Annotated in this window: 7 protein-coding genes; 6 read left to right on the top strand and 1 reads right to left on the bottom strand. The window is 55.0% G+C overall.

Going from position 1 to position 12,323, the window contains the following annotated elements; genetic code table 11:
• The coding region (locus A3A5_RS0129605; protein ID WP_018314063.1) for a helix-turn-helix domain-containing protein at window positions 1-242 on the bottom strand (242 nt) is incomplete at its 3' end.
• Between A3A5_RS0129605 and A3A5_RS39530 the strand changes: the two genes are divergently transcribed.
• The 6 genes from A3A5_RS39530 to pglZ are packed head-to-tail and all read left to right on the top strand — an operon-like array spanning window position 224 to window position 12,311.
• On the top strand, window positions 224-1,018 hold the full coding sequence (locus tag A3A5_RS39530; RefSeq protein WP_081624017.1) for a WYL domain-containing protein: 795 nt from the start codon (window positions 224-226) through the stop codon (window positions 1,016-1,018). The two genes, A3A5_RS0129605 and A3A5_RS39530, sit on opposite strands and share 19 nt — an antisense overlap.
• Window positions 1,019-1,023: 5 nt before the next feature.
• Window positions 1,024-1,635, top strand: coding sequence for a DUF1819 family protein (locus A3A5_RS0129595; RefSeq protein ID WP_018314061.1), 612 nt, complete (start codon window positions 1,024-1,026; stop codon window positions 1,633-1,635).
• A 23-nt stretch (window positions 1,636-1,658) separates the two neighbouring features.
• Window positions 1,659-2,234, top strand: coding sequence for a DUF1788 domain-containing protein (locus tag A3A5_RS0129590; protein ID WP_018314060.1), 576 nt, complete (start codon window positions 1,659-1,661; stop codon window positions 2,232-2,234).
• A 19-nt stretch (window positions 2,235-2,253) separates the two neighbouring features.
• Complete coding sequence (brxC, locus tag A3A5_RS0129585) at window positions 2,254-5,919, top strand: BREX system P-loop protein BrxC (RefSeq protein WP_018314059.1); 3,666 nt, start codon at window positions 2,254-2,256, stop codon at window positions 5,917-5,919.
• Between the two features lie 47 nt (window positions 5,920-5,966).
• Entirely contained in the window at window positions 5,967-9,629 is a 3,663-nt protein-coding gene (pglX, locus tag A3A5_RS0129580; protein WP_018314058.1) for a BREX-1 system adenine-specific DNA-methyltransferase PglX, read from the top strand.
• A 54-nt stretch (window positions 9,630-9,683) separates the two neighbouring features.
• On the top strand, window positions 9,684-12,311 hold the full coding sequence (gene pglZ / locus A3A5_RS0129575; RefSeq protein WP_018314057.1) for a BREX-1 system phosphatase PglZ type A: 2,628 nt from the start codon (window positions 9,684-9,686) through the stop codon (window positions 12,309-12,311).
• Window positions 12,312-12,323: the final 12 nt, after the last annotated feature.

Raw genomic sequence — 12,323 nt, 5'->3', positions numbered from 1 at the left:
AGCAAGCCGCACAGCCCTTTCTCGCGCCAGGCGTTCGTCCAGTTGTACACAGTCTTCTTGCTCACATCCAACTGCGTCGCGATCTCGTGCACTCGTTGACCTGCACCGAGCAGCAACAAGCCTTGTCCTCTAACCCTGAAGTCTTCATACGGATGCCGCAGCGCAAGCTCTTCCAAGGTTCGTTTCTCCACGTCGTTCAGTTCGATGGTGCACTTCATCGGCGATGCCAGCTCGTTCTTCATGTGACTGGCATCTGACTTTCATTCGTGAAATTGGTTTACTCAAGACACTTAACAATGAGTTCAACCCAGACTCGTTGACCCACAGCCCAGCAGTCAAAGGCTATGTACCGGCGGCAGGATTCAAGCCAGTGCTGAGTTCCGGGCACATCAATGAATACATGAACCTGCTCGCCGGCCAAAGTAGCAAGGCGATGGCCCAAGTACTGGAAAATCACCCCAGCGTTGCCACTATCCAACTGCCCGACCGTGCAGTGCGCCCGGAGGTTGTGCGCGAAGTGATCAAAGCTTGCCGCAATGGCGGTAGTCTCAGGATTCTCTACGCTTCAATGTCCAATCCTCAGGTCAACGAGCGCGTGATTTCGCCACACACATTGGTCTACACCGGCTTCCGCTGGCATGTGCGAGCCTGGTGCCACAAACGTCAGGCTTTCCGAGATTTTCTGCTATCTCGTATCGACCGCACGCCCAAACCAAGCTATGAAAGCGCACCGCCAGCCGCGGCCGACATCCACTGGCACGAGTGGATCACTCTTTCTCTGGTTCCCAACACCCTGCTCACTGACGCACAAAAAGCGCTGGTCGAACGGGATTTCGGCATGCCCGAGGGGCGTTTGCTGTTGACCGTCCGCAAAGCTCTGGCCCACTACACCCTACAGCGTTATCAGGCCGCTATCACCGAGCAGGAGACCGAGTGTCTACGTGAACACCCGTTGCAGTTGCTACCAGGCGACCGAGCCAAACTGAAGCCTTCCCTGTTCGGTAACGAGGACGAGTGAGACATATGCAGACCTTCAGCTACGACTCCGATCTGATCGGCGGCTCTATACAAGTTCGTGAGTGCCGCATTATTGCCGATTTGCTCCTGCGTGGCGCCAGTCCGGAGCAATGGCAGGAGGCAATTCAGCAACAGAATTTGCTGCAAATACGTAGCCCCGCCTCGGCCAAGCGCATTGCCCAGGCGTTACGCAAACGTCTAGAGCGCCTGGATGCTCCGTTCTGGCGAGCCATCCGCGATGGTGATGAGGAATTGGCAACCCAAGTGGCTTTCTGCGCTGCGCTTGAGCGAAACCTGCTGCTGGTTGAGTACATCGAAACCGTACTCAAGGACGCCTTCGTTACCCGTGCGGAAGTGCTGGAGCGCTACCATTGGGGGGAGTTTCTCGAAGACCGCAGTCACCGCGACCCCGCCATCGAAACCTGGACCGAGTCCAGTCGCAAGAAAATGGGGCAGGTCATCTACCGCATGCTCGCTGAGGTCGGCCTGCTGCGTAGCACCCGCAGCATGAAACTCCAACACCTGCTAGTGCGGCCAGAAGTCAGAGTCCTACTGGAAGACAGCCAGCGCCAACGCATCAAAGCCTGCCTGGAAGTATCCAGCGCCACAGCGCAATAGGCGCGGAACAAAGGAGCGATCGAATGAATCAGCAGCTACAGAATCGGCTCAACCAGATCCCGGACAAAATACTTTCCGAGGAATTCCTTAAGAGCCAGGGGCTGGGCAATGAAATCGGATTCTGGATTTTCGACTACCCCCCTGAGGACGAACTGCAGGTGCGCGAATACCTCAGCTTCCTAGAGGGCTTTCTGGACAAGAAACACAGCCAACAGAAGGTAATCCACATCAACCTTCTACTGGCCATGCGTGATTATCTGGACCAGCGCAATTTCACTGAAAAGGCCATCCAGATGCAAAAGGCCAAGGGCGATCAGGCCCTCCTCAAGGCCCTGTCAGGCCCGTTGCACATGGACAAATTCGCCCCCTTCCTGATGGAGCACAGTCGCGCCGCTGAGAACGACATCGTCCTTGTCTCTGGAGTGGGTTCGGTGTGGCCCGTGCTGCGAGCACACAACTTGCTGAACAAACTGCATGCCCTGCTCGGCCATAAACCATTGGTACTCTTCTACCCCGGTCATTACTCGGGTCAGTCATTGGCCCTGTTCAACAAGATTCCCAGCGACAACTACTACCGTGCGTTCAGACTGGTACCCTGATCGTTAAGGACAACATCCCATGAGTATAAAAAATCTCTTCTTCAAAGACCTTGGCCGCCCTATCAATGGCGTAGTCAAGGCGGATCAGTCCGACGACGCCACCGTGTACCAGGAGCTGGACGAATACATTGTCACTAACGAGCTGGAGAAACACTTCCGCAGCTTCTTCGAATCGTACAGCACCGACCTCAACGATCCTTCCATAGCCAACCGCGTTGGAGTATGGATCAGCGGCTTCTTCGGCTCGGGTAAATCACATTTTCTGAAAACCCTGTCCTACCTGCTGGCCAACATTGAGGCGCACGACGCCCAAGGCAACAGTAAAAAGGCAGTGTCTTTCTTCGATGCAAACAAGCTGCGCGATGCGATGATTCGCGCCGACATCGACAGGGCTGTGGCCAACACCGCTGACGTAATCCTGTTCAACATCGACAGCAAGGCCAGCTCCAACGATGCCGGGAACCCGATTCTTAATGTATTCCTGCGCGTATTTAATGAGCACCAGGGCTTCAGCGGAGACCACCCACACATCGCCCACATGGAACGGCACCTCAGCCAGCGCGGTGTGTACGATCGCTTCAAGCAAGCCTTTAGCGAAGCCGCCGGGCTGGAGTGGGCCAAAGAGCGTGATGGTTACCAGTTCTACCAAGACGACATTGAACAGGCGTTGGCTGCGGCCCTCGACCTCTCCTCAGAGGCCGCGCACAAGTGGTTTGAAGAATCCGAGGAAACCTTCAGCGTCTCAGTGGAAAACTTCTGCCGCTGGGTCAAGGAATACCTAGATACTCAGCCGCCCAAGCACCGCGTACTGTTCCTGGTGGACGAGGTTGGCCAGTTTATAGGTAGCGACACCCGCCTTATGCTCACCCTGCAGACCATCACCGAGAATCTCGGCACCATCTGCAAGGGTCGGGCTTGGATCATTGTCACCTCGCAGGCCGACATGGACGCCATACTCGGCGAGTTGTCTGCCTCCAAAGCCAACGACTTCTCCAAAATTGCCGGACGCTTCAAGACGCGTCTGTCCCTGTCCAGCTCCAACACCGACGAAGTGATCCAGAAGCGTCTACTGCGCAAAACGGGGGAAGCTGACACTGAACTGCGCGCCCTGTATGCACAGAAAGGCGACATCCTGCGCAACCAGATCACGTTTGACCGCTCCGGTCCAACGCTGAAGAACTTCGACGGTCCGGAAAGCTTCGTCAGAAACTACCCTTTTGCTCCCTACCACTTTCAACTGGTGCAGAAGGTCTTCGAGGAAATCCGCAAGGTCGGCGCCACGGGCGCACATCTGGCCTACGGCGAACGCTCCATGCTCGACGCCTTCCAGATGGCGGCCATGGCGATTGCCGATAAGGCAATTGGTGCCTTGGTGCCAATGCACAGCTTCTACGGCGCAGTGGAAGGCTTCCTCGACACCGCCGTCAAACGTACCATCGACCAAGCCAGCGAAAACAGCGTGCTCGATGCCTTCGACGTACAGATCCTGCGTACCCTGTTCATGATCCGCTATGTCGATTTGATCAAGGGCACGTTGGACAACCTGGTCACCCTATCTATCGAGCAGGTGGACGAAGACAAGCTTGCCCTGCGCCGACGCATCGAAGACACCTTGCAGCGCCTGGAAAAGGAAAGCTTGATCATCCGCAACGGTGACCAGTTCGCGTTCCTGACTAACGAAGAACGGGACATCACCCGCAAAATCAAGGCTACCGAAATCGTCACCTCGGACGAGAATAAGGAGCTCTCCACCCTTATCTACAAGGACCTGCTCAAGGACAAGAACAAGTTCCGCTACAGCGTCAATAAGACCGACTACAGCATCGGCCGCTTCCTCGATGGTCACAGCCTAGAAGGCCGCTATGAACACGACCTACGCGTCGAAGTGATCTCCCCTCTGGATCTCGATTACGCTCTATATGGCGAGGCCGGTTGCCTCAACAAAAGCAGCGAAGCACCGGCAGGCCTGGCCCTTATCAAATTGTCTGACAACAAGGAGTTCTTCTCTGAGCTCCGTACCTGGCTGAAAACCAACAAATTCATCCGCCTCAACGACGACGGCAGCCAACCGGAGCTGACTCGCATCCTTGCCGACCGTGGTCGCGAAAACCAGGAGCGCAAGAAGCGATTGCGCCTGATGCTGGAAGAACTGCTGGAATGCGCTGAAGTCTACGCCCTTGGCCAACATCTAAAACTCACCAGCGATGGTATCCAGAATAAGTTCGATGAGGCATGCCAGTACCTACTAGAAAACACCTATACCAAACTCAGCTGCCTGCACGTACTCCAGAAGGAACCAGAGCGCGAACTGCACGCGCTGCTGCACAGCAACGACATCGCTCAGCTTGGTCTGTCACTTGAAGGAGAAGAAGGCAACCCGCAGGCCATCAAGGAGGTCGAACAGTTCATCACCCTGCGGGCCTCAGGCAATGACCGCCTGCTGGTCGCGGACATCATTGAACGCTTCAACAAGCGCCCCTATGGCTGGCCGGATGGTGAAATCCTGCTGATCCTTGGCCGCCTGGCTGCAACCAGTCGCATCTCCTTCCATGTTGCCGGCCCAAGCCTGCCTCTACCCGAAGCCTTCGACTACCTCACCAACAGCCGCCGGCGGCGCGAAATCTCTGTACAGAAAAAGCGTCAGACCGATGAAGCCCTGCTAAGGCAGATGCGTAACCTTGCTCAGGATCTGTTCAACGCCCTCGGCCCGGCTGGCGAAAAGGAACTACACGAGTTCTACCGAAGCCACCTCGATACCTGGCTGGCAAACTTCAAGAGCTACAAGAGCAAGACCGATGTCGGTCGTTTCCCTGGCAAGGACACCATTGAGCGGTCTATCCTCAGCCTACAACGTCTTCTTGGTAATACCGACAGCGTCGACTTCTTCAAGGCCGTCATCGACAACAAGAACGACTTCCTTGACCTTGAAGAGGACTACCGCGACCTGCACGAATTCTTCAGCAATCAGTTGCACACCTGGCAGCAACTCCAGCAGGCCCTGCGCCGCTTTGAAAAGAACAAACAGCCGCTGGGCATGGATGACGGGGCCCGCAAGGCCTTGGCCGAGCTGCACGCCATCGAACATTGTGCTGCGCCTTACGACCAGCTGTACAAGGTCGCTGTGCTGGTCGAAACCGTCGAAAGCGTCAATGCAGCCATCCTCACCGACAAGCGCAATCATGCTCTGACCCTCGTCGATGAAAGGATCGCCCAGTTACAGGCGGAAATCGCCAAGAGCGGCATTGACACCCCAGAGCTGAGCAACCGCTTACTGCGCCCACTGCAACTGATCAAGGCCGAACTGGAAAGCGAAACCAGCATCTCTGCTATCTACATGCTGCAGGAACAAACTGCAGGCGAGCGTCTGGATGACGGCCTGTTCGAACTGGAGCGCACCATCCAAGCCGAGGCCGAACGCCAGCACAAGCTCGAGCAGGAGCGGGCAAAGGCGGCTCAGGTCGCCAACCCAAACAACCAGGACAAGGAAGATCGCTCGCCGGCGCCCGCCGCCAAGCCCGTCGCCGCCCCCAAGCCGGTAGTGGAAGTCGCCGCCACCAGCGTATTCAATAAGCTGGGCAACGGCATCTACCTCGAAACCCAACGCGACATCGTGAGCTTTATCGACGCCCTCAAGGCTGAGCTGGAAAGCGTGATCAAGCAGGACAAACGGATACGAATCCGCTGACCCCATTCGCTGCTCGACTCCAGCTCACTGCGAATTAAGAAGAGCCTATGAATACCAACAACATCAAACGCTACGCACCCAAGGCGCGCTGTGCCTTTATCGCCGCCATGACCAAACAAGCGGCCAAGTACGGCATCACCAGCAAGGGCATCGAGCCGCTGGAGCGGAAAGGCGACCTGGCCCTGATTAGCGATCGCCCCTTCCCAGCCAGCATGATTTTCCCGCGCGCAGCGCTGGTGAAAAAGGTTGAACAAATGGGCTTCGCTCAGGCCATGGAGCAGGCCGCCTACAGCTGGTTCAACCGCCTGTGCGCCATTCGTTTCATGGAGATCAAGGGTTACCTCGATCACGGTCGCCGGGTACTCAGCCACCCCGAGCGAGAAGGCAGCTTCCAGATTCTCGACGACTGTCTGGACATCGAGCTGGAAGGCCTAGACCGCCAACGCATCACCGACCTGAAACTCGACGGCACAAAGGACGAAGAGCTCTACCGCGAGCTGCTGCTAACCCAGTGCCATGCTCTCCATCAGGCCATGCCCTTCCTGTTCGAGGCAATCGACGACGCTACCGAACTGCTTCTGCCGGACAACCTGACCAAAACCGACTCCTTGATCCGCGAGCTGGTCAGCGCCATTCCCGAAGAAGACTGGCGGGAAGTGGAGATCATCGGCTGGCTCTACCAGTTCTACATTTCGGAGAAAAAGGATCAGGTCATCGGCAAGGTGGTGAGGAGTGAGGATATCCCCGCCGCCACCCAGCTCTTTACTCCCAACTGGATCGTCCAGTATCTGGTGCAAAACTCGGTGGGCCGCCAGTGGCTGCAGACCTACCCGGATTCACCGCTCAGGGCCAAGATGCCTTACTACATCGAGCCAGCCGAGCAGACGTCCGAAGTACAGGCCCAGCTGGCTGCCATCACACCGGACAGCATCGATCCGTTGAGCATCAAGGTGCTCGACCCCGCCTGTGGCTCCGGCCACATACTGGTCGAGGCCTACAAGGTGCTGAAGGAGATCTACACTGAACGCGGCTTCCGCGCACGGGACATTCCGCAACTGATCCTGGAAAACAACCTGTTCGGTCTGGACATCGACGACCGCGCCGGCCAGCTTTCCGGCTTCGCCCTGATGATGCTGGCCCGTGAAGACGACCGCCGCATCTTCAGCCGCCTCGCCGAAAATGGCTTTAAGCTCAATGTGCTGCCACTGCAGGAAAGCAGCCACCTTGACTTCGCCAGTCTGTGGAAGGCCCTCAACTTGACCGGCGATTGGCAACGTGGCCAGTCACAAGGATTGTTTGACAGCGAACAGGCCAACCTCGGCACCGCCGGCACAGATCCCCGCTACCAGTTGCTGAAGAGCACTCTGGCCTGCTTTTCTAAAGCCAAGACTTTCGGTTCACTTATTGAAGTGCCTCTCGAGGATACCGAACCACTCAGTGAGCTGCTAGAACAACTACGACAACTGGGGAGCGCAGGTGACTCTATGCAGAAGCCAGCGGCCGAGCAGCTGATCCCCTTTGTGCAGCAGGCTTGGATGCTCGCAAGTAAATACGATGCAGTGATAGCCAATCCACCCTACCTTAGTAGCAAAGGTATGGCGCCTGAACTGAAATTTTTTGCAGAAAAACGCTTCCCCAAGAGCAAAGCAGATCTTTTTGCAGCATTCATTGAGCGCGGCTTTAATCTACTCAAGCCTAATGGCTCCAATGCACAGGTAACGTTACAAACATGGATGTTCCTATCTGGCCTTTCCGAGTTTCGCGAGTGGATTATTTGCGAAAGCCGCATTAATAGCTTATTACACATCGGATACAACAGCTTCCCAGAACTAAACTCCAAAATAGTACAGTGCGCCGCATTAATTTCCGGAAGGAAAAAAATAGAAGGCCACTTTGGAGTGTACATCGACCTTAACAAAGCACCTCAGTCATCCAACAAGAGAGATGTTTTTATTAATAGGAACGAAGAACTCAATCATACTGTACGACAGGATGATTTTTTTGCCGTACCTGGATCGCCAATTGCGTACTGGATTTCAGACAAACTGAGACAGACGTTCAAAAGTTCTCAGTCTATAGAGCACTGCGCTCCTGTTAGGCAGGGCTTTCAGACCGGCGACAACGACAAATTTCTAAGGTTATGGCATGAAGTTGATTTTTCGCTACTTGCACTCGATGCCGAGAAGAAAGAGGATGTCTGGAAAAACAATAGAAAATGGGTCCCATACAACAAGGGCGGTGAATTTAGGAAGTGGTTTGGAAACAACGATTATGTCGTTGCATTTGATCGTGAAAATTACGCACTGCTTTCCAAGCTCGGAAACTGCCTCCCATCACGAAATCTTTATTTCAAAAAATCAATAACATGGTCCGCATTAACATCCTCCCATTTTGGGGCAAGACTAAGCCCAAAAGGGTTCACTTTTAGCGCAAAAGGTGCCTGTGCGTTCCCTCACTCTGAGGGCGAATTTTCATTAGTGTGTTCGCTGCTTAATTCAAAAGTTGCATCTAAGTGTCTGGAGTTTTTAGCCCCCACCTTGGATTTTAATGTCGGAGACATAAGAAAGATTCCGATATGCGTCTCACAAAGCTCAAGAGAGATAATTTACGAAAACTTCGAGGAGATTCAAAAAATTTCTCAGAGCGACTGGAACAGCTATGAAACGTCATGGCTATTCAGAGGCAGCCCCCTACTGAAAGAAGGCTTTACTAGAGCGTCTAACGCATTTAATGAGCTAATCAAACATGAAAGAGACAGCGCGATCAGGCTCAAGCACCTTGAAGAAAAAAACAATACGCTTCTCGCAAAAGACTATGGATTGACAGATGAAGTCATAAGTGATGTTGGTGACGATTTGATAACTCTGAATAGCAATCCCGCTTATCGCTATGGCAGGAATCAAGATCAACAGTCACTAACCATGAGATATCAATCGGAAACGCTTGCAGAACTAGTAAGTTATGCCATCGGATGTATCATGGGTCGCTACTCCCTCGACCGCGAAGGACTAGTCTACGCGCACGCAAGCAATCTGAGCTTTACCGAACTGGTGGCCGAGGGTGTCTATAAAACCTTCCCCGCTGACAGCGACGGTATCCTCCCGCTCACTGATCAGGAATGGTTCGCCGACGACGCCACCAACCGCTTCAACGAATTTATCCGCACCGCCTGGGGCGAGAAGCATCGGCAAGAAAACCTCGACTTCGTCGCCGAGAGCTTGTGCTTGTCCGCGATCAAGCCCAAGCGCGGTGAGTCGGCGCTAGATTGCATCCGCCGCTACCTGAGCACCCAGTTATATAAGGACCATCTCAAGACCTATAAGAAGCGCCCAATTTATTGGCTGTTCAGCTCCGGCAAGTACAAGGCCTTCGAGTGCCTGGTCTACCTGCACCGCTACAACGAGGGCACCTTGGCACGTATGCGTACTGAGTACGTCATTCCGCTCACCGCCAAGCTCAACAGCTACGCCAACAAGCTTGAGCAGGACATCGACGCCAGCACCAGCACCGCCGAGAAAAAGCCGTTGGAAAAAGAGCTCGATGCCTTGCACAGACAACAAGCGGAGCTTGCCACCTTCGACGAAAAACTCCGCCATTTCGCAGACCTACGTATCAGTCTGGATCTTGATGATGGGGTGAAGGAGAACTATGGGAAATTTGGTGATTTATTGGCTGAGGTGAAAGCCGTCACCGGCGAAAAGGCGGAATAAGCAAAATTATCAGTGCAAGCGGCACTTTGTGCTGCGAGCCGAGGGATCAATTTGATGGACACACAACAACTAACCCAAGGCCTGCAGCAGGCATTCTTTGCGGAAAACCACCGCATCGTGTTCTGGTTCGACCCGGAGCAGAGCTTTGCCGATGAGCTTCCTCAGCTCGATCTACCGGAGGTACGGGTGCTCAACATGCAGAGCGAATCCACCTTTGGACTCAAGCTGAAGCTAGAACTGGAGGACGCCCAAGGCAAGTACCTGCTCTACTTCCCCTGTGCCGAACCGGAAGCCAACGATGACTGGCTATTGGATATCAAGCTGTACTCGCGTAGCTTCTATGCCGACAAGGTATCGCTCATCTTCAATGATCTAGGCCTGCAACAGCAGAGCTTGCGTGAACATCTCTCGAAACGTGACAGCTTCCTCAGTAACAAAGCACGGGTAGGCGCATTGAAGCGCTTGATTCAGCCCGGTGACACCGAAGAACAGCTGGATCTGGCGATGATCGCCGTGGTGTTGGGGGCTGGTGCATGCGACATCACCACGCTGCTGTGCACCCTCGCCGATAATGCGGTGCGTAATGACCTGGGCTTGGAAACCAATCCTGGAGCCATCAACGAACTGTACAAGTACGGCCTGATGCCGGCACTACTACAAACGCTACGCGATGAAGTTGGCTATCCCGCTACAGCAGAAGAACTGAGCGGAGACAAGCCGTTCAGCTTTGGCCATCTGCTGATTCGCCTACTGACTACCGACTTTTGTGAAAGCATCTCCGATATTCCCGGCTGGGCCACAGCCATTTCCATGCCCTCGGCCAACGCCCGTGCTACCTGCAGAGCGTTACTTTCACGCTGGCGGGATAGCTCCCGCTTCTATAAGAGCTACGATGAGGTGTCTGCCTGGGTCGGGGAAGCGCTTCACATCGGCCAGAAGATCGCAGGTATTCCGGTAGAGGTCTTGGCTAACATCGCCACATTTGAGGCGGTAGAGCGTCAGATTATCGTCGACCTGACCCGTGCCATTCCCGAAGCATCACCTCGCGACCTGCAGCTGTTCTCGCGCATCATTGCTGAGTGTCTGGACAACTACTGGGCCTCGAGGCACAAGGATGACGAGATCCGCCGCAAGTATCGTCTGCTGTATAGCGCCCTAGCCGCAGCCATCGAGCTGTTCACCTTGCGCCACCAGCACGGCGCTGGCTTCCATTATCCAAGCAGTGAAGCGCTATACAAAGCCTACGAAGGTGAGCTTTACCGCTTCGATACCGCTTACCGGCACTATTGCGCTGCCTCACAGCGCGCGCATGTGGAGCTGCTCAAGAAACTCGATGAGGCGGTGGAGCAGTGCTACGCCTATTGGTACATCGACCAGCTGGCGCGCTGCTGGGGTGACCGCATCGAAGCTGAGCAACGCCTGGAGCACTGGAAGATTGCCGGCCTCCCCAATCAGCAGGATTTCTACGAACGCTGGGTGCGCCCGCAATTCGAAGGGCAACGGAGTAAGCGTGTGGTGGTGATCATCAGCGACGCCTTCCGCTATGAGGCCGCCGTTGAGCTGCGCGAGCGGATCAACGAAAAACGCTACAGCGAAGCCACCCTGGCCAGCCAGCTAGGTGTAGTGCCCAGCTACACCTCTCTAGGCATGGCCTCACTGCTGCCGCATAAGACTCTGGAATACCGCGAAGGGAATGGCGACACCCTATTTGTCGATGGCCAGGCCACCGGCAACACCTTATTGCGGGACAAGATCCTGGCCCAACACTACGGCATGGCGGTCACCGCCCAGCAGGTCAAGGAATGGTCGCGAGATGCTGGCCGTGAGGCGCTCAAGGATCAGCAACTGGTTTACGTCTACCACAACGTGATCGATGACCGCAGTGATAAAGGAGGTGGGTCCGAGTCGGACACCTTCCATCATGTCGAACTCGCCATTGAGGAACTCACCGAGTTGACCCGAAAGATCCTCATGCACCTCAACACTAGTACCGTGCTGATCACGGCCGATCACGGCTTCCTGTTCCAGCAAAGTAAGCTGGAGGCAGCCGACCGTACCTCTTTAGTTGACAAGCCAGAGAGCGCAATCAAGAGCAAAAAGCGCTATGTAATAGGCCACAGTCTGCCGGCGGCAAGGGATGTCTGGCATGGCTCGACGAAGCAAACGGCAGGCACCCTGTCGGACACCCAGTTCTGGATTCCCAAGGGGGCCAATCGTTTCCACTTTGTCGGCGGGGCACGCTTCGTCCATGGTGGTGCGATGCCGCAGGAGATCGTCGTGCCAGTACTGACGGTCAACCAGCTACGCGGCGAAAAGGCCGAGAAACGCACCAAGCGTAAGGTGGGCGTCATTTCGCCGAAGTCGGTGCTGAAGATGGTCAATAGCATTCAGCGCTTCGACTTGATGCAAACCGAGGCGGTCAGCGAGCAGGTGTTGCCAATAACTGTGGCCGTCGCCATTTACGAAGGCGATCAGCCCGTCTCTAGCGAGGAAGTGGTCACCTTCGACTGTACCACCGACTCTATGAGCGAGCGCCTCAAACAAGCGCGTCTGTCGCTATCGGGTAGTGATTTTGATCGGCACAAGGATTACTTCCTGATCATCCGCGACAAGGATCTGAATACCGAGCTGGAGCGTTACCGCGTCACCATCGACCTGGCCTTTACTGACGATTTCTTTTGAGTGCACGAGACG

It is taken from the genome of Cupriavidus sp. UYPR2.512 (assembly GCF_000379565.1).
In the GTDB taxonomy this organism is placed as follows: Bacteria; Pseudomonadota; Gammaproteobacteria; order Burkholderiales; family Burkholderiaceae; genus Cupriavidus.
Note: the sequence above shows the minus strand (reverse complement) of the source record. Positions and strands in the feature narration are given on the sequence as shown.

What these genes read in the sequence shown, in the direction of transcription:
- pglZ (WP_018314057.1), top strand. Translation starts at nt 9,684, where the DNA reads ATGGACACACAACAACTAACCCAAGGCCTGCAGCAGGCATTCTTTGCG.
- A3A5_RS39530 (WP_081624017.1), top strand. Translation starts at nt 224, where the DNA reads ATGCCAGCTCGTTCTTCATGTGACTGGCATCTGACTTTCATTCGTGAA.
- brxC (WP_018314059.1), top strand. Translation starts at nt 2,254, where the DNA reads ATGAGTATAAAAAATCTCTTCTTCAAAGACCTTGGCCGCCCTATCAAT.
- pglX (WP_018314058.1), top strand. Translation starts at nt 5,967, where the DNA reads ATGAATACCAACAACATCAAACGCTACGCACCCAAGGCGCGCTGTGCC.
- A3A5_RS0129595 (WP_018314061.1), top strand. Translation starts at nt 1,024, where the DNA reads ATGCAGACCTTCAGCTACGACTCCGATCTGATCGGCGGCTCTATACAA.
- A3A5_RS0129590 (WP_018314060.1), top strand. Translation starts at nt 1,659, where the DNA reads ATGAATCAGCAGCTACAGAATCGGCTCAACCAGATCCCGGACAAAATA.